The sequence below is a fragment of the Mycolicibacterium bacteremicum genome (assembly GCF_002086115.1).
Lineage (GTDB): Bacteria > Actinomycetota > Actinomycetes > Mycobacteriales > Mycobacteriaceae > Mycobacterium > Mycobacterium bacteremicum.
This window is the reverse complement of the sequence record NZ_MVHJ01000021.1, coordinates 36,013-61,917: the sequence shown is the minus strand read 5'-3', so window position 1 is coordinate 61,917 and position 25,905 is coordinate 36,013. Positions and strand designations below refer to the sequence as shown.

The following is a 25,905-nucleotide window of genomic DNA, read 5'->3' as shown; positions in this document are numbered from 1 at the left end:
TACAGCAGGGCGAAGATCGTGAAAGTGGACGCGGCAGTGCCGGCGCTCAGCAGTGCACGGCGGACGGAGTCGTCGGAGGACTGAAGTCCGCACCGTTAGGGCAAACAGACGCTGGTCCGGAGTCGTGATCGCAATAGTCAGCTGCCGCAATTGACCGTCGCTGCCTCATGAATGGCCGCCTCAAGATCATCGTAAGCACACACACGCGGGCCGAGGGCTTTCAGCGGCCCAAGTCGAATCGTCTTTTGCGTCGGAACTCGTAGGTCCAGCTCGCTGGTGGGCAAGACATAGAACGTCCAATGGCCGACGTCGAGCGGGTCGATGGTTTTGCGATCCTCACCCTCAAGCACACAGAAGACGTACACATCTGCGCTTCGCTTCGTATCAGTGGCATAGGTGTTGGTGCGCGCGTTCGAACGCATTGCGGGGCGGATGCCGAACGCGATATCTGAAATCCGGGTTTGCTACCACGTTTACACGTAGGCAGCTGATTTCACTTCCACCCCGACTCCGTCGATATCCAGGTCGTGCATATCCCATTCGAGGCGCTTCGTATCGTGACGGATCTGCGGAATCGGGCGCTGAACGGCAGCGGGTGTGCAGATGCCGTCGGTGGCCTGCTTACCGTCGCGCTGGGTCCACAGGGTGCGATCGGCCAGCTCAGCCTCGGGATCCCAGTCGACTCCGACCTTGACCGGCTTGCTGCCCTCGCGGGTGAATCCGACCCGCAGCGCGCACGGGTTCGGCTTATGCAGGTTGCGCCAGGATTCAGACCAGAGCGCCTGCTTACCGCGCCATCGGTAGCTGCTGCCGGTCAAAGCGAGCTCGACGGCTTCAGCGAAGCTGGACTTGCCGGAGCCGTTGCGACCGCTGATCACCGTCAGCCCCGGCGCCGGGTGAAGGTCGAGTTTGGCGGTGGAGCCGATCCCGCGGAACCCGGAGACCGTGATGTTAGTCAGGTACGTAGGCGACACGTCCGCTGTGGACACGCCGTTGTGATGATCCACCACTCAGCGAGGGCGCCAAGGACGAAGTCGCGAGCCGCATTGTCTAAGTCGCTGTCGACGTCGAGCAGTTGCAGAGTGGCGTCTTGGACAGACTGCTCGGCATGACTTGACCCCCCGGTTTCGAGTTCCTCTACGAGACGATTGAACTATGCAGGTCTGACAATCCCGACGTGAATCGCCGGATCAACGGCCACAACCATATTGGCGATCACCTTTTACCGTCTTGTGAGCACGGAACGTCCAGATCGATCGTCATGGGGCTGTGGTCGCTGTATGCAATCCAATCGCTGAATGAACTTGTCACGACATTCTTGATTGCAGCAGACCCAAAGTTGTTACGGACGCCCTCGCGGCGTTTGAAGAGTCACACAGTGAGTCATCTGCATGCTGCCCTAATCGTACCTAGTGGTCAGTGCACCCTAGAGTTTTGGAGAATCATGAATTCGGCAAAGAAAGCGTGCGTCGAGCTGTTCGATAAGGTAACTACCTAACGCACCCTTCGCGGATATTTGAAGGAACCGCCTTTTGTTACCCGATTGTCTCGAATGCGCAATGCGGCCACTGGACACATCCCAATCGTAGGAATGGATTATCGCGAAATCATTATCGATCATTAGCCCCAAGTCGTGGGGAATAAACGGGTGGGCATAAATATGTACCCGTTGCAATCGCCGGAGATCGGCCAGTTGTTTCCATTCGCCGAGGCGAAGCCGCAAAACCGCTTTTCGCTCCTCCGCTTTCGGATCACTAAATCTGACGCCGATCGAAGATTCTTCGGTCACGAAGATGTCAACAGTCAACCGAGGTATTGCAGTTCCCTCGATGTATTGCGACAGACGTGCCGCCCATCCAAGCGAATAGCCCCATATTATGAGCCTCTGCGGCGCTGGCGATGATTGCAATCTTTCAATAGCAGCGGCAATGGCATCTTCTGCCGACACGATCTCGATACTGTCATCAACGATGGCATCGACTGTGGGCGAGATATTCCGTCCACGCCACCGCCTTGTCAGCAGATATACACCCAACACCGCGATGAGCAACGCCAACAATACCGCAACGCGGAACACAAGCCGCAGTCGCTGCAAAAGATCGGGGGCGTTGGAGGCCGACGATGAGTCGAGCAGCAGCCAATTCAACATTTGGTCGTCGCTTGTTGACATGATGGCGGTAACACCGAGAAAGGTAGCAACTACTAAACCTAATATCTCGACCACAACGTCTCGCTGCATGCTCGCCTCGCAATCAGAATCTAGATATCAATGTCAGCGACGACAGGAAGATGGTCCGACGCACGCTGGAAAGCGGCATCATCGCACACGTGGAAATTGTGGCACAACTGGGCCACTTCCTCGGTTGCGAAGATGTAGTCCAGCCTGACTTGCGGTCGCGCTTTTTCGCGAGAGATCATAGTGGGATAGGTCGACACAGGGTCAGCTTGCCCAAGATCGCAGTAGCCGCGTTCTAACAAGAGGGAAATCACGGACGTATCGATATCACCCGTCATTCCCTTCAGCCGTTCAATCATTGTTCGGGGAGCATTCTCCAACACGTTTGCCGCATCCCCCGGGGCAATGCTATTCATATCACCCATAATGATCGACTGGGGAGCAGAAGCAGCCCGTGCCGCGACAGTCTGCATTTCGCCGACACGAAATGCCGCCGCGAATGGGTGCAGGTGCGTCGCAATAACGGCCAAACGCCCGACCTGCTCTGAATTGATACTAATCCGAGTGAACCCATTAAACATCAGAGCGGAGCGCTTGGTGTGTGCCTCGAAAACTGGCACGTGGGGTTTATACATTATAGCGATATGGTTACCGCTATCAGACTCATTAATGACACCCTGCATCGACAGCTCATTCTTGAACAGTTCGAAACGCTGGCTGTCACTTCGATCGAAACCACGGCATTCATTCAGAGCGAGAACATCAGGATCAATTTTCCTGATCCCGTCAAGAATCTGACCAGTCCGATCACCTCTCGAGAGGTCGCCGCCTTCAAGAATGTTGTAGGTCGCAAACCTCACAAGTGTTCCTCTACGGTCCGAGACAGCTCTAAACGTGACTGCATGGGCTGAAGGTTAGCCCACCTCTAGGAGATGGCGTTGCTTCACATGCAGCGGTCGATGACATCCAGTAAGGTCAACAGGGAACCGAACCGGCCGACGCGCCGAAAGCCCCGCTTCGTTGACCGGAGCCGACCAAACGTCAATGATAAGGCGTTGTGCGTTGCGTAAGGCGTTTGCGCGACCTCTGGGCGCAGCCGCCGTGGGGCGGACGCGGTTTACCGCGGACGAGGTTCGAGTCCTCGATGCGCCACGCAATTAGGGAGAAAAAGATGCAGCTGGATGTGCAATGGGTCGCTGCGACGCCTGCTCCTGCGCTTTCGTGGACCGAATCCCGGGTGCGAAGATTTTTCGATGTGAAACCGCACCCCTCATTGGTAAACCAGTTCGATATCCCTGAGCCGTATATTGTTGTACCCCACGCGCTGCGACCTAGGGACGGATTCTATCGGTTGTTTTCACGAGACTCGGGATTATTCGAAGAGGAAATAACCCGTCTGCCGGACAGCTCGGTAGAGATGGGCAACGTCACTGGTGCAATCAAATCAATATCGGGCGAGCTATTCCCAGGAGTTCTGCTGTCGCGCGTAAGAGCGACAGTGAACATAAGCGCACAAGAGCTCGGAAACAACGATTTCGACGACTTGCACACTCTCCGTTCGCCCCGAAACATCCCCGTGATTGACCGCGCCCTGCGGATGGTCAATTTTCTAGCCGCAGGAGATCGAGAGCTAGATTTTCACACTTTTCGATACCCAAATTCCTATTTCGGATTCCAGCTTCGCCTGGATCTGCCATTCCCGGACTTCCAAAGCTCTGTATTTGAAAATACTGCCGACCTGGTCGCATTGCTGATCGGCACCCGCGATCCAATGACCTTAAATAGTGAGCTAGTGGATGCGGTTCTTTCGGAAAATGATGCAATCAACCAGAAATCGCGCGTTGAGTACCTCATGTTGAATAGGCAAGGGACAATATACTTAATTCCGGCGGGCGACTACACGGGGCCGCATACGCACCGGTTCGCAAGAACTATGGACCTCGCCTGCCTGGCATTGTTCACCGCGGCGTTCTATCAAAATTCCGCTCATAGCAGTCGCCATCCCGTGTATAACGAGTTCGTTGGCGATCGATTGAGCCACTGGGTTGAAGCTTCTCGCTTGGTCTTCAAGTCAAGCGAATCTAACAAATTGACCTGGGATGCGCTATCTCACTCGCTGGCGCTGCGTAGCCACCTTGATCACTGGCAAATACCTTCGGATTCACACGGCGACCGGCAATCGGTTGCAAAGTTCAGAGCCGCGCCTTCAGACTGGTGGTCAGATCCGGATTTTCCGCAGCTTCTGGAAGTTCAGTCCGAGCCGGACGAAAGCAGCACCGCATGCATCCATGAGCCATCCCTTCGTGAATTTATCATGGCCGACCGGCTAGAGTCGATGCGCTGTCGCATAACAGGCAACTACCGGGCATCAGTGGTCATGGCAGGAATTGCGATCGAAGGCATTTTGCTCGATATAGTGCTCCACTACTCGACAATGACGAAAGCACAGGCCGTCAAGCTTGGCTTTCAAGAGCTGATCGAGGCGGCCTGCCCCGGCTTCGCCAGTGATCCGCCAAACGCACAGGGGGCGCAGCGTTATATAAACGTTCGTACAGCTCAGCTGTTGGATAATGTCTTCAGGAAATGGCGAAATTATGTCCACCCTGGCGTTGCGCTACGCTCCGGCGACGAAGTTACAAAAGCTGTCGCTGATTCTGCGATCGCAGCACTTGATCTGCTACTGGAGGAGCTGACCTGACGTGTCGCTTTTTGTACGCAGGCTTTGATAGCCGCCTCCGGGTTTATGGGCTGCGTCTCAAGGGGTTTCGCATGTGCGGTCTCGAAAGTGTAGGTCAGAACCTCTCAGGTGTTCGATCGGCGGGATTACATCCATGTGATTTCGGGGGTTTCGCAGGGTTGTGTTCCCAAATCTGTTCCCAAGAATTGCGAAGGCCACGAGGCAGTGACACCCCCGGCGGGCGCGCCCCCGGAGTGCTGGAGAGACGTGTTCCGCCCACCCGCGGCGTCCATGATGACGCACTCGTTAGCCAACCCCGCCGACTTGAGAGGGTCGCTGTCAAGGTAGTAATTCACGGTTCGACGTAGCGCGAGCACGCGTCCAACCTCAAGATCGCCGATGTAGCCGAAGTTGACGTACTCAGTAGCTTGACGCGTTCGTTAGCCCTTCGCTCCAGCCTCGATATCGAGGACTTTGCGTGGGCAACGCTATCTCGATCGTGCGGGCTCGGCGCGGGCAGTCCTGACAGCTCATTTACCTTCGCCTGCAGGGCTTGAAGTTTCTTCAGACTATCTTCGATGTCTTTGACGTCCGAGGCGAAGTCGACCTCCCCGAGATGACGCAACTGGGCCGCCTCGGTCGATACGATCTGCTGCACACTAGATTTCGCTCGTTTGAGGAGTGCTGCGCCTCGCTTGCCCAGCGCCTCCGTGAGTCTCTTTCCTCAAGTCGGGCCCGCTCCTCCCTCTTGCGCTTATCAGCAGCTGCTTTCTCTCGGGCTAGGTGTACTGACCACGGACGTTAGGTACGGCGTGGCACGGTGACATGACGAAGACCTCCGAGTGAAGTGCGAGCTGTCTAGGAACGCACCAACCCTCTCGGAGGTCTGCATGTCCCACCGTAATGCCCCGTTGTCTGAAACCGGTCGTCTGCGCCTGGCTCGTCGCGTAGTCGACGATGGCTGGCCTTTGCGCCGGGCCGCCGAACGGTTCCAGGTCGCGGTCACGACTGCCTCGCGCTGGGCTCGCCGCTACCGCGAACTCGGGCCGGCCGGCATGACTGATTGCAGTTCACGACCCCACTACAGTCCCAACCGCACTCCGACCCGGACCGAACGCCGCATCATCAAGGTCCGAGTCATCCGCCGCTGCGGCCCAGCTCTCAAATCGGATACCTGCTGGGCGTACATCCCTCCACAGTGCACCGGGTACTGACCCGCTACGGGGTCGCCCGGCTGCGGTGGTTAGACCGCCCCACCGGGCGCGTCATCCGTAGGATCGAGTCGGTAGCTGTCGGTGATCTGGTTCATGTGGACGTCAAAAAGCTCGGAAAGATCCCCTCCGGCGGCGGATGGAGGATGCTCGGTCGGACTAAAGGCGGCCACAACGGCAGCGTCGGCAGGAGCAGCGGTGTCTTCAACAAACACCGTCAGCCGCTGCGCGGCTACCACTTCCTGCATACCGCTATCGACGGGCACTCCCGGCTGGTCTTATAGCGAGCTGCTGGCTGTTGTACGCAAAGAAACCGTTGCAGCATTTTGGACACGCGCAAACACCTGGTTCAACGGGTGCGGCATCACTGTGCAAAAAGTGTTGACTGACAACGGATCCTGCTACCGATCCCACGCATTCCGAGACGCACTCGGCGCAATCGAGCATCGTCGAACCCGCCCGTATCGGCCTCAAACCGACGGCAAGGTCTACCAGAACACCAAAACGATCGACCGCTGTGATCCGGTCGGGCCGCTTCGTGCTCACCGTCGAGATTACTGTCTCCGGCCAGACAACTTCCGAGGCGACATCGAACGGATCGTCACCGAATACCCTCGCGCTCACGCCGATCTAGCAATCCCAGGAGGAAACCCCCGTAATCATGCAGGTTGTCCGTGCGGGTTAGCCACTGTTGCCCTAGAGCTCCCACACCTGGTCCGGATCATCAAGCGCAGCGCGAATCTGACTCAGATCCCCAAGGTCGGCGAGCGGCGACGTCTTCGCGATGTCGACGATCCCGCGCACCATCAAAGCCACAGTTTCGCCGTCGTTCGCTTCCAACGCTCCATCGAGTCGGTTGAACAGCTCCTCGAAGTTTGATCGGCGCTCAGCGAAAACCTTCGAAAAATAGTCCTTGAGAACCGACTCAGCTGCCTTAATACGCGCCACTTCCGTGGTCTCGTACGTCTGCAGCCGTGCGCGCTTACTCTTCTCCGTCTCATGAACAGCGATGCATTCTTTGGCAGCAGAAACGATCTGGTGGAGCGCGTCGAAACCCTGTAACGCCGTCACACCGCCGGCGGCCCGTCCAACCACCTTGGCAGTGTGCACCTTTGCGGGATCAGGCACCGGCGGCCTCCTCAGTCATCGCGCGATACCTGACCGTCAGGTCCGCGCTCTCTTTCGTCAGGTCTCCGGCCTCGTCCACAACGGGGGCGGCGGCAACATCCCGCACAGCCATCGCCAAAGTCATTGCTCGTTGGAACCGGTCTGCATGCACAGTTGCATCGAATGGTTCGGATTCCAGCAGATCCAACGCCGCGACTGCTCGTCCTCGCAGATCGCCGAGTACGGAGCGCAACTCGTCAACCCGCGTGTCCACGGCTGACAGCTTGGCGTCGAACTCGTCAAGTTTGGCAATTCCGATGTCGACTTTGGCGCACACTTCCTTAGCGCTAGTCAGAGCTTTGTCGCCCTGCATATGTGTGACAAACCCACCCATCAAGAGAGCGGGCCCGAATGTCACAAAATTGAGCGCGGCCGCCCCCAGGGCAATCCCTCCCCCGCCGGACGCCAGGCTGCCGCCGCCAAGAAATGCCATCGCAGCATTGGTCGCAGCAACGCCGGACAGGCCAGATATCGCCGCTCCGGTGCTGGCCACACCGAAGCTCGCGGCGGCTGCCGAGACCCCCGCGCCAGCCCCGAGACCAACCCCAACAGATCCAAGCGCTCCAGCAATCCACGACGCCGCATCGATGTCGAGCGTCGTGAGCCCAGTGACTCGCTGCATCGTTGCGTCGATCCCGTCGACCAACAAACGCTCATTCTCCCGAACCTGCCGTTCGTTGCGACGAAGAAACTCCGCCATACGCAGCACCACGTCGGCTAACGCCTGCTGTTGGTCACCGCCGAGGCCCTCAAGGTGTGTATTCGTCTCAGCGACGCAAGTCTCACTCAGCTCTCGACGCGCCTCGTACCGCTTGATCGCGTCACCGCGCTGCGACTGGGCCTTCTTGATCGCAAGGCCACCCTTCCCACCCAACGCCAGTCCGCCACCGCCGGTGACTGCACCGACAGCAATCAGAGCAACCGGTATCAACGGCAAGACCATGCAACCACCCCCGCAGTTCTGGAAACGTGTGCGCACACTATCGCGACATCACCATCGGTTGCTAGCGAACACTCCAGATATTGTCGGACACGTCAGGCAGAATCCCATCCCGGCTCCGCACTGGCGTCGGGGCGGGTGCAAAACCTTCAGCTATCCGCAACGAGCAGAGCTCCACTCAGTAAGTTAGATACCACGCACGTGACCAAGGGGGAATTGATCGGTGAGGGACGACCGCTGGGTCCAGATCGCCGAGTCGCAGTTCGCCCACGAACAAGCCGGCCTTGACCTCGTCAAGCAGGCCCTCCCCGACGCACCGCCGTACCGCGCCTGGGCGAACTTCGAGTTCCGCGACAACCGCGGCCACTGGCATGAGGTCGACCTCCTGGTCCTCGCCCAAGACACGCTCTACCTCGTCGAACTCAAGCATTACCGCGGCATCCTTACCGGCAACGACCATCGCTGGCAGCGCAACGGCCGGTCGGAAGACTCCCCGCTGCTGCTGGCTCGCCGCAAAGCCCAGTACTTCGCCTCACTGCTCAAGGACACGATCCGCCAGCGAGGTGGCCATGAGGCTGTCCGGAGAATCCCCTACGTCCAGGAACTGGTCTTCCTGCACCACGAGGAGTTCAAGTGCGAACTCTCCGAGTCCTCAAAGATCAACCTCTATGGCCTGGATGGCCTCGAAGGACGGACCAGGCTGCCTGGCATTTCGAAGGCGCTGCTCGCTCCGGGACGCCATGAGCTGATCCCCGAGCGCGACAGCCAACTCATCGCGGGCCTGATGAAGGCCATCGGCCTGGCACCGCGCCGGCAACGCGAGGTCGGCTCCTGGATCATCGATGAGCAACCGCTGGCCGACGGCGAGGGCTGGCAGGACTGGCCGGCGTTCCACCATGTCGACGCCGAACGTCATGCCCGCATTCGCTTCTACCTGACCAGCCAAGGCGCGTCGTCGGCAGATAAGCATGCCCGCCAGCGTGCCGTCACGTCCGAATATCACCTGCTGTCCCGGCTGCGCTTCGACGGTCTGCAGGTGCCCGAGGACATCGTCGACGAGCCCGAGCTGGGCATCGGCCTGGTGTTCCCGCAACCGAAGAACGACGTCCCACTGGACCTGTGGCTGGCCGACAACAAGGCCACAATGCCGCTGGAGCGCCAGCTTGACCTGATCGGCGATATCGCCGACATCGTGCATTACGCGCATCGCAACCGGGTAGTGCATCGCACGCTGAACCCGCGGGCCGTCGCGATCCGCGAACGCGGCTCGAAGCTGCTGCCGCAGATCACCGACTGGGACAGCGCCGGGGTGCTGCCGGCCAACCCGGACACCGCCGTGAGCCGGCTGTCGTCAGGGTCGCTGAGCCTGATGGCCGCCAGCCCCAGTGACGCCGCGCAACTGTTCGGCGCCCCGGAAGGGCAACGCCCCACCGACCCGGCGCGCATCGACATCTTTGGCCTCGGCGCACTGGCCTTCTACATCCTCAGCGGCCAATCACCGGCCACCGAACGCGGCGAACTCATCGACCGTTTGCGCCGCGACCGCGGCCTGGACCTCGCCGCGGAAATGCCGCAGATCCGCACCAAACTGCGGCAACTGGTGCTCGACGCCACCAATCCCAGCCCCGCCGAGCGGATCGCCGATGTCGGCACCTTCCTCGACGAGCTCGGACAGGCCCGTAAGGAGATCTTCAACGAGGGCACCGGCACCGACCCCCTCGACGCGCTGCCGGCCGACGTGCTCGACGCCCGCTTTGTCTACAAGCAAAAGCTCGGAGCCGGGTCCACCGCCGTCGGCATCCTCGTCCTCGACAAGCAGGTCGGTGACGCCGAACGCGTCCTCAAGGTCGCCAAGGACGCCGAGGCGGCCGAGCGGCTGTACGCCGAGGCGCAGGTGCTCGGCAAGCTGGAGAACGAAGACCGTATCGTCACCCTGTACGACCGTCTCGAAGTCGGTGGCCGCACCGCGCTGCTGCTGCGCTACGCCGGACGAACCACCTTGGCCGAGGAACTAAACAACCGCGGCCGGCTATCCATCGACGTACTAGAGCGTTGGGGCACCGACCTGTTGACCGCCGTCGTGACGCTCGAGCGGGTCGGCGTCACCCACCGCGATATCAAGCCATCGAATCTCGGTGTCTACCAGTCGAGTTCCCGCGCCGACACTCATCTGATGATGTTCGACTTCTCCATGGCAGGAGTCGATGCCCGCAATGTCGAGGCCGGCACCCCGCCATACCTGGACCCGTTCCTCGGCATCGGCGGGCGCCGCCAGTACGACAGCGCCGCCGAACGCTACGGCGCCGCGGTGGTGCTGTTCGAGATGGCCACGGGTGGGCGCCCCTGCTACGGGCCAGACGAGAACGCCAACCCCGCCACCGTCGACGATGACGTCACCCTGCTGCCCGAGATGTTCGAGGCGAGCATCGCCGCCGCGCTGGTGGACTTTTTCCGGACGGCGCTGTCCCGCGACGCCGCAGCCCGCCCCGACACCGCCGAGGACATGCTGCGCGCCTGGCGCGCCGTCTTCACGGCGCTCGGCACGAAGGCGGCCGATGCCGGAGACGATACGGCCGCCGAGAACGCTACTGCCGCAACACCGCTGGGCGCAGCCGGCCTGACCGCACGCGCGGTTTCCGCGCTCGCCTCCGTCCAGGTCACCACCGTCGGGGAGCTGCTGGCGTTGGACTCGACCCGGCTGAATCGGCTGGTAGCCCGCGAGGCCAAGGACACCCGCAAGGAGATCACCGCCCGCTACCGGGCCTGGGCCAAACGGCTCGGCAAGGACAAGAAGCGCACCTCCGGGGACGCGCTCATGGGTCTCGACGACGCGGTGGCGGTGCTGCTGTCCGCGGTGTCGGGGGGACGGTCATCCACCCGCAAGGACGCCGCCGAGCTTCTCCTGGGGGTGACGCCCGGGCTCGACGCCTTCGCCAGCAGCACGGAACTGGCCGCCGCCCTGGACAAGGCCTCCCAGCGCGGGCCACAACTGCTGAAGGAGCTGCAGGACGACTGGGCGCAGCGACAGGACACCCGAGACCTGCTCGACGCGATCGGTGACATCACCCGCCAGGTGCTCTCTGACTTCGGGGGTGTCGCGGCCATCGACACGCTGACCGCAGAGATCCGGGCCCGCTTGCCCGAGGCCGCGGTGCCCTCACCCGATCTCTACCACCAGGCCCAGGCCGACCGCACCGCCGGCGGACTGCTACGGGTGGCTCTGGAACGTGTCAGCGAGCACGAAACTGCCACCGGCAACAAGGACTTCGTGCGGCGCAGGCATGGCCGAAGGCTGGCGCTGCTCGCCACCGACGAGCTACTGATCGCGGCCGCCGAGTCCGCGGCCAAGCGCGCCGACGAGATGGTCGGCTCGGATCTCAACGTGGTCATCCCGCCGTCGACCGCGGCGCGCGAACTCGGTGCCGCCTTCCAGGCCGGGTATCGCGCCGTCAACGACGATGCCGACGCCCGCACGGCGCTCCCCGGTGAGAGCCGGTTGATCCGACTGGCGGCCGCCATCTCCAAGCATGCCGCCGTGTCGGGGCGCGGCGAACTGCATAACCGTGACATCGCTCCGGCCGCCGCCATCCAAACGGCGCTGACCGGTTTGGCGCAGTCGGAGTCGTTGTCTCCTTCGCAGATCCGCAGCCGGGTCAGCGCCCGCTTCCCCGAGCTGGACAGGGTACCGGCGCCGCCGCACCTGGATACCTATCTGGCGCAAACGACGCTCAATCTGGAATGGGACGCCGGCACAGGCACCTATCGATTCCGGGATGCCAAGCCGCCGAGTGCGACGACGCTACACACCCGTAAGCCGACCGCGGTTCCTACCACCACGACCACGGTGTCCGATGAGTCAGACCATGGTATCGATCAGCAGGCAGTGTTGCGCCGCAGCATCGCCGAACACGGCTTCCTCGCGGTCGGGGTTCCCATTCCCGCGGACCGACCCGGCCAGCATGAGCGCGTCGCCGCTGAACTCGCCGGATCATTCGGCGGGAAGTTGGTCGACGTCACGGCTCGACTCATCGAAGCGATGCGCACTCTAGCTGAGCAGCAAGGGATCTCGTGGGATCTGGTGCGCGGTGCCGATGCGGCGGATGCGACGCCGATGGATGCGCGGGGCCTGCGTGCGGTGATCGACCGGGTGGTGCCGCAGCTGCGGAAAGATCTGGAGGCGAGCGTCTTCGACGGCGATGCACGCGATGAGCCGCTGATCCTCACTGAGGTGTCGCCGCTGGCCCGCTACGGCCATCTGGACGTGTTGGCGAAATTGAGCGACCTCGCCGCACCGCGGCGGCGACCGGTGTGGGTGATTCTGCCGCAGCTGCGTGGACAGCTCGGCGCGTTGGTGGATCGTAAACCGATTCAGTTGGGATCGCCGGGTGGGCAGTTCTTGGTATGGAAGCACACTCCGGACCTGGTGCCGGCGCGGGATGATGAAGGAGATCGGTGATGGCCTCGGCTCCATCGAACATGGTGGCAGCACTGCGCCGGTTGGTGCTGGACCTGGAGGCCGATCTGCGGGCTCGGGTCGACGGCGACGACCCCGATTCACGACAAGACGGCGTGTTCGACGCGTGGAAGCGCGACTACGACAAGGCGGCCGCGGCGAACCGGACCGCGGCGGCGTGGCCGGAATGGCGCAATGACCGGGTGACCCAGGCCGCGGTGGCGTGGGTGCTGTTGACGGTGTTCGCCCGCTACTGCGAGGACAACGCGCTGGTGACACCGCGCTGGATCTCCGGCGCCGACGCCGATGCACGCGCCCACGCGCTTGATGCGCGCCGCGCCTACTTCCAAGCCCACCCCGAAGACACCGACCGAGAATGGCTCACCCAGATCAGCGACCACTTCACCAAGTTCCCCGCCACCGCGGGCCTGGTGGACCGGTTCTCACCCATGCATCTAGTCGCACCCTCCGGTGACGCCGCACTTGAGCTACTGGAGTTCTGGTGGCAGCAGGCCGGCGATGGCGCGCCGTTGTTCTCGTTCGCCTGCATGGATACCCGCTTCCTCGGCGACATCTATCAGGATCTCTCCGAGCACGCAAAGAAGACCTATGCCCTGCTCCAAACCCCGGAATTCGTCGAGGAATTCATCCTCGACCAAACCATGGAACCCGCCCTGGCCGACCGGCCGCTGGAAGGGTTCACGATCATCGACCCGACGTGCGGCTCGGGGCACTTCCTCCTCGGCGCCTTCCATCGCCTGCACGAGAGGTGGCAACGCCACTCCCCCGCGCTCGGACCGCGAGAACTGGTCGAGAAAGCGCTCGACGGCATCTACGGCGTAGACATCAACCCGTTTGCGGTCGCGATTGCCCGCTTCCGACTACTCGTCGCCGCGCTGCAAGCGGCCGGCGATACCAGCCTCGAACAGCGCATCGCCTACACGCCGCACCTCGCCGCCGGTGACAGCCTGTTGTGGGGTGCGAATCAACAACTGCTGCCGGACGATCTGCTCGCGAGCGGGCCGTCGGTACGGGCTGACACCACCGAGGATACCGAGGCGCTCACCGAGATTCTTCAGCGCGAACATGATGTGGTGGTTGGGAATCCGCCATATATCAGCATTAAAGATGCCGCCCTTCGAGACACGTACCGTCAGCTCTACGAATCGCCGCATGGCAAGTACGTCCTGTCGGTCCCCTTCATGGAACTATTCATCCGACTCGGACGACCGGCAGGCCGGGAACGCCCCGCTGGGTGGGTTGGTCAGATCACCTCAAACTCTTTCATGAAGCGTGAATTCGGTACCAAACTGATCGAGAAATTCCTCAATGGCGTCGACCTTCGATCGGTCATAGATACGTCAGGCGCCTACATCCCGGGTCACGGCACGCCAACTGTAATCATCATCGGTCGCAACCAACGGCCCAGCACTGACACGATCAGAACAGTTTTGGGTATACGCGGCGAACCCGGTCGGCCCAAAGTTCCCGCTGAAGGTCTCGTCTGGACGGCGATCACGTCACACATCGGCACTGCTGGCCATGATGACAGCTACATCAGCGTCACGGATATCCCCCGGTCAACGCTTAACGTGCACCCGTGGAGCCTTAGTGGCGGCGGCGCGGTCGAACTTGCGGAAGCAATCGACCGTGCATCAGCCTTGAAACTGGGCGAGCAATGCACAAGTATCGGCATTACTGCCGTTACAGGCCAAGACGATTTCTTTGTGACTCCCACAGCGCGAGACTGCCAACGACTTGGATGGACGAATCACATCGCCCTAGTTGAGGGAGACCGCGTACGCGATTGGGCTCCACTCGTCGACATTCAATCTGCTGGATGGACTTACGACGATGCGTTCACCACTGTGCCACTCAAAGACCTTGGTGTGCTGGGGAAATGGCTTGTCGCCTTCAAGCCGCTGCTCGATCAACGGAAGCGATTCGGCGTCCCAATGGTCGAGCGGGGCTTTAAGTGGTACGAGTGGCAAGAGCTCTATACATCGAAGCTCGCTACGCCCCTCTCCATCACCTTCGCGGAAGTCGCGACGCACAACCACTTCGTTCTCGACCGCGGCGGCAAGGTCTTCAAACAAACTGCACCGGTGATCAAGCTGCCCGAGGGTGCATCAACCGAGGATCATCTGCGGCTGCTCGGGGTGCTGAACTCGTCGGTGGCGTGCTTCTGGTTCAAGCAGAACTGCTATCCGAAAGGCGGGGATCCGATCGGCCAGGATGGAGCACGCGTCAGTGCCGAAGCCTGGAGCGATCGCTACCAACACAACGCAACGACTGTCGGTGACTTTCCTCTACCGGCGTCAACCTCCACCGAACGAGCGAAGATTCTCGACGATCTCGCGCAAGCTCTCACAAAGCAGACGCCGCAGGAAGTCGCGACTAACGAGATCCCATCAGCGTCCGCATTGTCCGCTGCCGGATCCGAGTATGAACGCCTACGTGGCTTGATGATTGCCTGCCAAGAGGAACTCGACTGGGACTACTACCGCGTTTACGGCCTCATCGATGACGATCTGACCTACGCAGGTGAATTTCCTGAGGTCATCCTTGGTCAGCGCACATTCGAGATTGCACTTGCCCGTCGCATGAAAGACGGCGAAGAGACTGCGTGGTTTGAACGCCACTCGTCGACACCGATCACCGAAATCCCCGATCACCTGCCCGCCGACTACCAAGCACTCATTCAACGACGCCTCGACACCATCGAGTCCAACGCACACATTCGACTCTTGGAGCGCCCCGAGTACAAGCGTCGCTGGGCTGTTGAGCCGTGGGACAAGCAGGTGCAATCCGCGCTGCGTGATTGGCTGCTCGACCGGGTGGAAGACAAGTCGTTGTGGTTCGACCGGGAGGGCCGCCCCACACCGATGTCGGTGGCTCAGCTCGCCGACGTACTTGACCGCAACGACGACTTCCGTAACGTGCTGAGGCTGTGGGCAGGCGACAACAACATCGCCACCGGGACCGCTCTCGCGAAACTCCTTGCCGACGAATCGGTTCCATACCTATCCGCCTACCGCTACAAGCCCGCCGGGCTGGAGAAGCGGGCCGTGTGGGAGCAGACCTGGGAGCTGCAGCGCCGTGAGGATCGCGGCGAGAAGCTTGACGCGCCGATCCCGGTGCCACCGAAGTACAAGCCTGCCGACTTCGCCAAGACTTCGTACTGGTCCCATCGCGGCAAGCTCGACGTCCCCAAGGAACGCTTCATCTCCTACCCCGGCGCCGGCCGTGACTCCGACACCACCGAGCTACTCGGCTGGGCCGGCTGGGACCACGCCGACCAGGCTCTGGCTCTGGCCGGTCTGATCAGCCAACGCATCGAAGACGGCTGGGACACCCCCAAACTCATCCCGATGCTCGCCGGATTACACGAACTGCTCCTCTGGGTGCAGCAGTGGCACAACGAGATCGACCCGGAATACGGCGAATCCGTCGCCGACACCATCGCCGATGAACTCACCACCCGCCTTGCCGAGAATCACCTCACCGTCACCGAACTCACCAAGTGGAAACCCGAACCCACCCGTAAACCACGCACCAGGAAGACGTCATGACCACACTGCTCCGCGACGTCATCGCCATTCCCATCCGGTCAGATAGCAACGATTACGTACTAAAACTCACCGACAGCACCAACGACGAAGCCCATATCCAGGCCACCCTGGACGAGTACGTCATCACCGAATCGCTGCGCGACAATTTTACCGCGGCCATCGATCTTGTCGCCGACGCGTTGAACAAGAACACCTCCCGCGCCGCCTATCTCTCCGGATCCTTCGGCTCCGGCAAGAGCCACTTCATGGCCGTGCTGTACGCGTTGCTCGGCAACCACCCCGCAATCCGCACCACCAAGTTCCAGCACCTCACCGGCCACTACGACGGGGAACTGTCCGGCAAGAAGATCCTGCGGCTCACCTACCACCTGCTCGGCGCCAAGAGCCTGGAACAGGCCGTCCTCCGCGGCTACGTCGACCAGATCACCCGACTGCACCCCGATGCACCGCTTCCCGCAGTGCACCTCTCGGACAGCCTGCTCGCCGATGCCGAAAACCTCCGCGCCCGCATGGGTGATGACGAGTTCCTCGCCGGGCTCGGCGGCGGCTCCGGAGGCGGCGGGGGTTGGGGCAAACTGGTCGACGGTGCCTGGGACCTGCCGCGCTACCAGGCGGCCCGCCAGGCATCGGCCGAGGACAGCGAGCGCCGCGAGCTGGTGTCCGCATTGGTCAACGGCTACTTCAAATCGTTCACCGAGACCGCCGATTACGTTGACCTCGACCGGGGACTGGTGGTCATCACCGAACACGCCAAATCGCTCGGCTACGACGGCGTGGTGCTGTTCCTCGACGAACTGGTGCTGTGGCTGGCGTTCTCGGTCCGCGACACCGAGTTCTTCGCCCGCGAATCCCAGAAGATCACCAAGCTGGTCGAATCCTCGGGGCGCAACCGCGCCATCCCCCTGATCTCCTTCATCTCCCGGCAGATGGATCTGCGCAAGTGGTTCGCCGATGCCGGAGCCTCCGGCGCCGAACAGGAAGCCCTCGACCGTGCCTTTCAGTATCAGCAGGGCCGTTTTCGGGAGATTCAACTCGGTGATGACAACCTCGCCGAGGTCGCGCACGCCCGGCTGCTGAAGCCGAAGGACGAGGCCGCCCGTGCGATCCTCGATGAGGCGTTCAATAACCTCACCCGTTCCAAGGACGTGTGGGATGTGTTGCAGGACAGCTTGAACACCGATGAACACCATCGTGGCGCGTCTGCTCAGGACTTCCGGCTTACCTACCCGTTCTCTCCGGCGTTGGTGTCCACACTGCGCAACCTGTCTTCGGTGATGCAGCGGGAACGCACCGCGCTCAAGGTGATGCAGCGCATGCTCGTCGACCGCCGCGACACCCTCACCGTCGAGGATCTGATTCCGGTCGGTGATTCCTACGACTACATCGTTGACGGCGGTGACCCCATCGATGGGCACGCCGGCGCCATGTTCAAGGCCGCCAACGACCTGTACAAGAACCGGCTGCTGCCAGCATTGCTGGAGAAGCATTCAGTCAGCAGAGAGCAACTCGACTCCGAGCCGGCCTCGGTACCGGCCGGTTTCCGCGGGCAGGAGCGGGTCGCCAAGACCCTGCTGCTTTCAGCGATCGCCCCGAAGGTTCCCGCGCTGCGCGATATCACCGCGGCCCGGCTCGCCGCACTCAACCACGGCTCGATCAAATCGCGGATGGCCGGCGGCGAGGCCCGCACCGTGCTCGCCATCGTCCGGGATTGGTCATCCAAGGAAGTGCCGGAGATCAACGTCTCCGATGCCGCCAACCCCGTTATCCGGGTGCAACTCGCCGACGTTGACTACCAATCGATATTGGAACGTGTTCGCGGCGAGGATAATTCGGGACGCCGACGTGTCCTGCTGCGTCGCCTCATCCACAAGGCGCTCGGTGTGACCGGGCAGGACGACCTGAGCGGCGCCGCCAGCCGAACCGTCATCTGGCGCGGATCGCGCCGCGAAGTCGACATCGTGTTCGGCAACGTCCGCGACGCCAGCTCGCTGCCCGAGCAGACCTTCGACCACCGGCCGGGCACCTGGCGGATCGTCGTCGACTATCCCTTCGATGAGGCCGGTTTCACCAGCGCCGACGACGTGAGCCGCATCGACCGGCTGCTGTCCCACGGTGACCGCAACACCCTGGTGTGGCTGCCGCGGTTCTTCACCGAGGCCGCAATGGAGGATCTGGCACTGCTGGTCAAACTCGACTGGCTGTTCACCGGCAGCGGCGACCGCTGGGAAGAGAACTCCGACCACCTCCCGGCGACCGACCGCGCGCAGGCCCGCGGCATCCTGGAGAACCTGCTCAGCGGTACCCGGACCAGCATCGAAAACGTACTCAAGCAGGCCTACGGCACCGAACCGCACGATCCGAAGCGCATCACCGACGAGTCAACCCAATTCGACGTCCTGACCTCGCTGTCCCGCGACTTCAGCCCGGCGATGCCACCGGCCGCCAGCCTCGAAGACGCGCTCCTGAAACTCGTCGACCAGGCCTTCACGGCGACCTACCCGCGCCACCCCGCCTTCGATCCCAGCGACGAAGAGGTCACCGCACGCAACTACGAAACCGTCCGCGACTACGTGGAGCAGGCCTCCGCCCACCGTGATGGCCGCGTCCCCACCAATTCCGGCGCCGATCGGAAAGCCGTCCGCCGTGTCGCTGCCCCGTTGGGTCTCGGCAAGGCCACCGAGGACCACTACCTGTTCGGCGAGGAGTCGTTCGCGTATTGGGCCGGCGAACTCGACCGTGCCGCTCACGCCGCCGACCCGGTGACCATCGGCGGGCTGCAGCAGCACATCGACGGGCTCACCCCGGCGTGGGGGCTGAGCCCCGAGGCACGGGACCTGGTGATCAGCGCCTGGGCCCTGCTGCGCAAACGGGCGTGGTTCGAAGCCGGGCAAGCGATGACACCACCCGCGCTGGGCCGGTTACGACCCAATATCGAGCTGCGTGCCGAGGAGTTGCCTGAGCAGCAAGCATGGGACGACGCCCGGATGACAGCGTCAAAGCTGTTCGGCTACACCATGCCTCGCACCTATCTGACCGGCGCCAATGCTGCCGACTTCGCCACCCAGGTTCGCGCCAAAGCCACCGAAAGCACCAGTCAGCTGACCTACCTCATCGAGGAGTTGGAGACCCGCTATCAGCAGCTGGGTATGACCGCCGGTGGCGGTGACCGCCTCACCGCCGCCTCTGCCCTGCGCACGCTCATGGAGCAGCTGCACGCCACGTCGGGCACCGTGCCGGTGATCAACAAGGCAGCCGCCGCGGCGTTGCCCGTGGCGGCCGAGACGGCGGGGCAGATCCGAAACGACGCTGCACGCGACACCGCAGCGCTGCGCAACTTCAAGTGGAAGCTCGTCGAGAAGCTGCATCAAGGTGTCGAGCGGGCCGATGCCACCGGCGATAACGCCCGCGCCATCGAGAAGGCACTGCATGAGGCGATCTCAGTGCCGGGCCGCTCACTCAGCGATGAGCTCTCCTCCGTCGAGAACAAACTGGTCGCCTGGGTGGTCGACGACGAGCCCGTGACTCCGCCCCCCACGCCGCCGCGGACAGCCAAGGGCGACGTCACACTCAGAAACACCGCCGATATCCCCGGCCTGACGGCCGACCTGGAGAAGGCCATCGCCGAACACGGCAAGCGGGTTCACGTGCGCTGGTGGGTGGAATGACCGCGGTCGCTGCCACCGAACCCGTCATCCGCGCCCGGCTGAAGAAGGCGCAGGAAAAGAAGTACACCCACGGGGTACTCGGGCTGCGCGCCAAACCTTCCTACGACGGCGCCGACTTCGACTACTTCGGCACGCCCGTCACCGTCGCACCCTGCCCGTCGGTGCTTGCCATCTGGGAAGCCATCGATCGTCGTGATCCGAGCGGCTGGACCGTCGTGCTCACCAGCGTCGACGATGACGACCTCGGTGACACGGTGCTGGCCCATCTACTCGATGGCCGCCTCATCACCCCCGACCCGTGGGATGCGTTGGGCAGCAACTTTTCCGCAACCACCATCGAACCGGCGTTGTACCGCACCGCCAACGACCGCGCGATCGCCAACGGTCTACTCGCCGCGCTGTCCGCCGATGCCTACATCCCGGCGCCGGGCGGTGTCCTCACCCGGGACCACGCCATGTCCGCGCTCGCGCGGGATGCCCTCGGCATCGTCAAAGACGTCGGCGTCGAGATCGACACCCTGGCCGTGCTGGAGTGGAGCCGATCCTCGGATGTCGCTCAACGGCTCGATTCGCTTCGATCCGTTGGTGGGCCGGAGCTATTCGGCGCGTTCCAGGGATGGCTGGCCGCGCGGAGCGGTCGTCTGCACGCACCGGTCGCCGCGCTGCTGGGCAATGGCCGCATCGCGGATCTGGTGCCGCTCGGCATCGTCGCGGGAGTGCTCGATGACACCGAAAGCAAGGCCGCCGGCAAGTTCCTGCTCCGCAGCAATGTGCCCAACCTGCCTGATGACGATCTGCGGTTCTGGTATCAGGACACCTACGGGCTGGTTATCAATTCGTTGAAGCCTGAACAACAGCAGGCGGTCCTGGCGGCTGCGGCTGCAGTGGTCACTGAGCTGGGTATCGGCGATGCCGCCGCATCCTCCGATCTGCTCCCGCACGGCCTGGACGCACGGCTGGTGCAGCTCTCGCACGTCATTACGGCGGCACTGCCCAGTCACCTGCCGGCGGACCTCGATGCCCCGTTGGTGTCCGGCGCTGCACTGCGCGATATCGAAACCTGCTGGGAACACGTGCAACATCACTTCCTGTCGGCCGCCGATCGCAGCTGTCACGCGTTCGGCGGGGCGGTTCGTCTCGCCCGGCACCTGGCGACCGACACCACCCGACAGAAGGGTCTCGCGCCGCTGACCGACGGCTACGTGCGCAACGACTCCTGGGTGGACTCCGCACTGGTGGTTGCCCGTCGCGGCGCCGACAACCCGATTCCGGCCGCGGCGCTGCGAGCCATCATCGATACCACGCTGGCCCGACGCGCCCGCCAGGACCGCGCATTCGCCACCGCACTCGCCGATGCCCCGGACCCGCCGGTGCAGACCATCGAGAATGTCCTGCGCGACCAGGTGATCCCGCTCGCGAAGAAGACATCCACCCTCTTGCTCGTCGTCGATGCTCTCTCAGTTTCCGCCGCAAACGATCTCGTACGATCGGCCCAGCAGAACGGATGGACCGAGGTCGCCGCGAACGCCGATGCGCGCCGTGCCAGCGCCCTGGCTGTGCTGCCGACACTCACGCAGCGCAGCCGCTGCTCGCTGCTCTGCGGCGAACTTCGATCGGGCGACAGCTCGGTGGAGCGTTCCGGGTTTCTGTCGCTGCTGCGGGAGTCGCAATTGGAGGCGACCGGTGGCGTGCCAGACCCGATCTTTCACAAGAAGGCACTCGACGCGGTGCCCAGCGGGGCCCAGCTGGCCACCGAAGTCAGCAATGCGATCGCCGATATCGACCGGCAACGACTGGTCGCGGTGGTGCTGAACTACGTCGACGACACGCTGCACCACACTGACCCCGGCGGCACCGACTGGACGCTGCAGACCATCACCTACCTTGCGCCGTTGCTCACGGCCGCGAAGAACGCCGGGCGTGCCGTGGTCATCACCTCCGATCACGGCCACATCATCGAGTACGGCACCAGTGTCAAAGCCGACCGCGCCAACACGTATGGCCAACGCGCACATGGTGATCTGGCGCAGGCGGACCCCCACCGCGAAGTTGTGGTCCGTGGACCGCGTGTGCTGACCGAATCTCAGCAAGTCGTCCTCGCGGTCGACGATACCATCCGGTATGGCGCCCGAAATGCCGGCTATCACGGCGGCGCCACCCCCGCCGAAGCCATCGTCCCAGTCATCGCTCTGGTCGCCGGGGAGCTACCCGAGGGTGCGTCGCGGGTGGTCGGGGCCGAGCCACCCTGGTGGTACGCCGGATCAACCGCTGCACCGCAGAACCCGCCGCAACCGCCGACCCCGAAGAAGAGCCGTAAAGCCACCCAGGATGGGCCGGGGCTGTTCGAGGACGTGCCCGCTGCCGCGTCGAGTTCCCTGCCCGCCGCTGTCGTTCGCAGCAAGGTCTTCACCGAGCAGCTCTCCGTTGCTGGCCGAATCGTGTTGCAGACGACCCAGATCCAGGCGCTTATGCAGGCGCTGCTCGGCGCCTCGGCGCGTGAGATCACTCTCGCCCAGGCCGCCGCAGCACTCGGTGTCGCGACGGTCAGCGTCAATGGCGCCCTGATGCAGGCGAAACGGCTCCTGGATGTAGAGGGCTACGAGGTGCTGCGCGTCGGCGGCGGTGTGGTGCGCCTGGACGTCGAGGCACTCAAAGAGCAGTTCGGGGTCACCGAATGACATCGCCAGTCTCCTCGCGGCGCCGCCGCGAGGTCCTCGACGCTCTGCGCCGGGGCACCGTGCCCTCCAATGGGCTCGATCAGCTCGCCGTCGGGCTGGGGCGTTTCGAGACCGAGCTGGATGCTGAGCTCGATGTGGTGGCCGCCGGTGGCGCGGTGTTCAAGGCCGTGCGGGGTGAATACGGTTCCGGCAAAACGTTCTTTGCGCGCTGGCTCGGCGATCGCGCCATGAAGAAGGGCTTCGCGGTTGCCGAAGTTCAGATCAACGAGATCGACACTCCGCTGCACAAACTGGAGACGGTGTATCGGCGCAGCATTGAATCCTTACGCACCGCCTCCATCCAGCCCAGCGCGCTGCGGCCGATCCTGGACGCATGGTTGTTCACCGTCGAGGACGACGCTCAGCAGCAGAGCGTCGAGGTCGACGTTGTCCTCGAGCGTCGACTCACCGACGTCGCTGCGCATGCGCCGGTGTTCCCCATGGCGATCCGGGCCTATCGGCGGATGGTGGCCGAAGGCGATGACGACGGCGCCGATGGTCTGGTGGCCTGGCTGGGTGGACAACCCCACGTCGCCGCATCGGTGAAGCGGCGAGCCGGCATCAAGGGCGATCTCGATCATTACTTGGCTCTCGGTTTTTTGCGTGGGCTGCTCGCCGTGCTGGCCGATGCCGGACATCCCGGCCTGCTGCTGGTGCTCGATGAGGTGGAGACGCTGCAGCGGGTACGCAATGACGCCCGCGCTAAGGCGTTGAACGCGCTGCGGCAGTTGGTCGACGAAGTCCACGGCGGGCACTTCCCAGGGCTTTATCTGTTGATCACCGGCACACCGGCCTTCTTCGAGGGGCGCCAAGGTATTCCGCTGTTGCCGCCTTTGGCCGACCGGTTGCACACCGAGTTCGCTAAAGATCCGCGGTTCGACAACCCCCGCGCACCGCAGCTACGACTCACCGGTTTCGATCAGGACCGGCTGATCGAGCTCGGCACACGGGTGCGCGATCTCTACGTCGGCGGTGTTCCCGATCCCGAGCGGGTGAGCAGGGTCGCCGACGATGCCTTCGTGGGCCAGTTCGCCGCCGCCGTGGCCGGAGGGCTGGGCGGCAAGGTCGGGATCGCGCCGCGGCTGTTCCTGCGCAAGTTGGTCGACGTGCTGGACAAGATCGAACAGTTCGCCGACTTCGACCCTTACAAGGACTACGAAGTGCGGATTGCCGCAGCCGAGCTCTCCGATTCTGAGCGCGCTGCTTTGACCGCGGACGACGTCCCGCTGGATCTCTGATGGGCGCCTTTGATCGACTACACCCCGGCGTGCAGTACCACCTGGCGAACACTTTGCGGTGGAACGGGTTACGCCCCACGCAAGCCGACGCAGTCGAACCCATTTTGTCGGGGCGGGACACTCTGGTTCTCGCGCCGACCGCTGGCGGCAAGACAGAGGCTGCCGTGTTTCCGCTGCTGTCGCGGATGGCTTCGGAAGACTGGCAAGGTGTGTCCGTTCTATACGTCTGCCCGCTGCGCGCGCTATTGAACAACCTGCAGCCCCGAATCGACGGATATGCTCGCTGGCTCGGGCGCGCGGCCGCCTTGTGGCACGGCGATGTCGGACAGCCGCAGCGGCAACGCATTCTGGTTGAACGCCCCGACTTTCTCTTGACCACACCGGAGTCCCTCGAAGCGATGCTGGTGTCGACAAAGGTCGATCCTCGGGTGATGTTCGCCGGTCTCCGCGCGGTAGTGGTCGACGAAATCCATGCCTTCGCCGGTGATGACCGCGGGTGGCACCTCCTCGCGATGTTGGAGCGGTTGGCGCGCGTCGCCGACCGTGAGCTCCAAAGGGTTGGGCTGTCGGCGACGGTGGGCAACCCCGATGAGCTGCTGAGCTGGCTGCAGGGCAGCTTTCACCGTCGCGAGTCGACTGTCGTTGCCCCCGCAGCGCCACCCACAGCCACGGCACCGGACATCACGGTCGACTTCGTCGGGTCGCTGTTCAACGCGGCGAGGGTGATTGCTTCCCTACATGCCGGTGAGAAGCGCCTGGTGTTCGTGGACAGTCGCCGCCAGGCCGAGGAGATCGGCGCGATGCTGCGCGACAACGGCATCGAAACCTACATCTCGCACTCGTCGCTGTCCGCTGCGGAACGCCGGCGGTCCGAGGCCGCCTTCGCCGATGCGCGGGACACGGTGATCGTTTCGACCTCCACACTGGAGCTTGGGATCGATGTCGGTGACCTGGACCGCGTCATCCAGATAGGGTCCACCCGGACCGTCGCATCATTCCTACAACGGCTGGGTCGGACCGGCCGACGCGCCGGAACCTCGCGGAACTGTCTGTTCCTCTGTGTCGATGACGAATCTTTGTTGCTCGCCGCCGGGATGCTCAAGCGGTGGTCGGATGGCTGGGTTGAGCCGGTGGAGCCGCCCGCGCACCCTCGACACATCGCGGCCCAGCAGTTGATGGCGCTGTGTCTCCAGGAACACCGAATCACCGCCGATGCGGTGCTGCAGTGGGGCGATCTGGCGGTCTTCGACGAAAGTGCGGGCGAGATCTTCGACTTCCTCGTGGCAGAGGGCTATTTCGAGGCCGACGGTCCGTTCTTCCATATCGGGCAGGAGGCCGAACGTCGTTTCGGCCGCCGATACTTCTCCGACCTCACCGCGGTGTTCACCGCACCACCCGAGTTTCTGGTTTTGGCTGGCCGTGTGGAGGTCGGCACCATTGGGACCGACCTGCTGACCGATCAGGTCGAGGGCCCTCGGGTCCTCTTGCTAGGTGGGCGTTCCTGGAAAGTGACCCACGTCGACTGGGAGCGGCGACGCTGTTTCGTCGAGGCCGCCGATGGTGGTGGCAGAGCAAAATGGTCAGGTTCTGGCGGTGGGTTGTCCTACGAGATTGCTCGTGGGATGCGCGAGGTGATTCTCGGAGGAAGCCCTGCCGGCGTGACGTTTACAGCGCGTGCCGCTTCGGCCCTGGGGGGCCTGCGTCAGAGCTACGGCGACACTGCTGATAGGGACAAGTTGATCGTTTTTCTTCCGTCAGATTCAGCCGGTCGCTGGTGGACGTGGGCCGGCACCGCAGCGAATCTCACGCTGCAGGCTTCGCTGCCCACGATCGTTGACCCGCGACAGCGAATCGACGAGAAGTCGGTACGGCTGATTGCCGGTGTGACAGTCGAAGAGTTCAGCGCAGCGGTTGGTCAAGTGCAGTGGCAGGAGCCAGCTGTTGACGCGAATGCGCTTCGAGGGCTGAAGTTCTCGTCAGCCTTACCAGCAGAGTTGGCACGGATGACCCTCAGTACCCGCCTCGGTGACACGGTGTCCGCGATCGCCACAGCCGCAGAGAGACGATCGATCGTCAGAAGCTAAGGAGC

13 protein-coding genes and 1 pseudogene are annotated in these 25,905 nt (G+C 62.9%); 8 read left to right on the top strand and 6 right to left on the bottom strand.

From position 1 onward, the window contains the following. Positions 1 to 137: 137 nt before the first annotated feature. The 4 genes from BST17_RS20800 to BST17_RS20790 form a co-directional block, all read right to left on the bottom strand. On the bottom strand, positions 138 to 422 hold the full coding sequence (locus BST17_RS20800; RefSeq protein WP_133053564.1) for a hypothetical protein: 285 nt from the start codon (positions 420 to 422) through the stop codon (positions 138 to 140). A 51-nt stretch (positions 423 to 473) separates the two neighbouring features. Further along, a complete protein-coding gene (locus BST17_RS20795) occupies positions 474 to 1,010 on the bottom strand; it encodes an AAA family ATPase (RefSeq protein WP_083060796.1) in 537 nt (178 codons plus the stop codon). 416 nt (positions 1,011 to 1,426) lie between these two features. Next, entirely contained in the window at positions 1,427 to 2,239 is an 813-nt protein-coding gene (locus BST17_RS29025; protein WP_133053563.1) for a hypothetical protein, read from the bottom strand. A 20-nt stretch (positions 2,240 to 2,259) separates the two neighbouring features. Beyond that, entirely contained in the window at positions 2,260 to 3,036 is a 777-nt protein-coding gene (locus BST17_RS20790; RefSeq protein ID WP_083060795.1) for an endonuclease/exonuclease/phosphatase family protein, read from the bottom strand. Between the two features lie 311 nt (positions 3,037 to 3,347). Between BST17_RS20790 and BST17_RS29020 the strand changes: the two genes are divergently transcribed. Continuing rightward, positions 3,348 to 4,874, top strand: coding sequence for a hypothetical protein (locus BST17_RS29020; protein WP_133053562.1), 1,527 nt, complete (start codon positions 3,348 to 3,350; stop codon positions 4,872 to 4,874). An 869-nt stretch (positions 4,875 to 5,743) separates the two neighbouring features. After that, positions 5,744 to 6,574 (top strand): annotated as a pseudogene (locus BST17_RS20785) (IS481 family transposase); the annotation flags it as partial. A 186-nt stretch (positions 6,575 to 6,760) separates the two neighbouring features. Here BST17_RS20785 and BST17_RS20780 read toward each other — a convergent pair. Both BST17_RS20780 and BST17_RS20775 read right to left on the bottom strand, forming a co-directional pair. After that, positions 6,761 to 7,192 carry a hypothetical protein gene (locus BST17_RS20780; RefSeq protein ID WP_083060794.1) on the bottom strand — a complete coding sequence of 144 codons (432 nt, stop codon included), beginning with the start codon at positions 7,190 to 7,192 and terminating at the stop codon, positions 6,761 to 6,763. Continuing rightward, entirely contained in the window at positions 7,185 to 8,174 is a 990-nt protein-coding gene (locus tag BST17_RS20775) for a hypothetical protein (RefSeq protein ID WP_083060824.1), read from the bottom strand. The genes BST17_RS20780 and BST17_RS20775 overlap by 8 nt, the downstream gene beginning before the upstream one ends. Positions 8,175 to 8,394: 220 nt before the next feature. Between BST17_RS20775 and pglW the strand changes: the two genes are divergently transcribed. The 6 genes from pglW to BST17_RS20745 are packed head-to-tail and all read left to right on the top strand — an operon-like array spanning position 8,395 to position 25,900. Next, positions 8,395 to 12,627: a BREX system serine/threonine kinase PglW gene (pglW, locus tag BST17_RS20770; protein WP_083060793.1), complete on the top strand. Its 4,233-nt coding sequence runs from the start codon at positions 8,395 to 8,397 to the stop codon at positions 12,625 to 12,627. After that, positions 12,627 to 16,196 carry a BREX-2 system adenine-specific DNA-methyltransferase PglX gene (gene pglX, locus BST17_RS20765; protein WP_083060792.1) on the top strand — a complete coding sequence of 1,190 codons (3,570 nt, stop codon included), beginning with the start codon at positions 12,627 to 12,629 and terminating at the stop codon, positions 16,194 to 16,196. Before pglW ends, pglX begins: the two co-directional genes overlap by 1 nt. Continuing rightward, positions 16,193 to 19,861 (top strand): DUF6079 family protein, encoded by a 3,669-nt coding sequence (locus BST17_RS20760; RefSeq protein ID WP_083060791.1) that lies wholly within the window; start codon positions 16,193 to 16,195, stop codon positions 19,859 to 19,861. Before pglX ends, BST17_RS20760 begins: the two co-directional genes overlap by 4 nt. After that, complete coding sequence (gene pglZ / locus BST17_RS20755) at positions 19,858 to 22,539, top strand: BREX-2 system phosphatase PglZ (RefSeq protein ID WP_083060790.1); 2,682 nt, start codon at positions 19,858 to 19,860, stop codon at positions 22,537 to 22,539. Before BST17_RS20760 ends, pglZ begins: the two co-directional genes overlap by 4 nt. Then, positions 22,536 to 23,816, top strand: coding sequence for a BREX system ATP-binding protein BrxD (brxD, locus tag BST17_RS20750; protein WP_083060789.1), 1,281 nt, complete (start codon positions 22,536 to 22,538; stop codon positions 23,814 to 23,816). The genes pglZ and brxD overlap by 4 nt, the downstream gene beginning before the upstream one ends. Then, positions 23,816 to 25,900 carry a DEAD/DEAH box helicase gene (locus tag BST17_RS20745; RefSeq protein WP_083060788.1) on the top strand — a complete coding sequence of 695 codons (2,085 nt, stop codon included), beginning with the start codon at positions 23,816 to 23,818 and terminating at the stop codon, positions 25,898 to 25,900. The genes brxD and BST17_RS20745 overlap by 1 nt, the downstream gene beginning before the upstream one ends. The last annotated feature ends 5 nt before the right edge of the window (positions 25,901 to 25,905 follow it).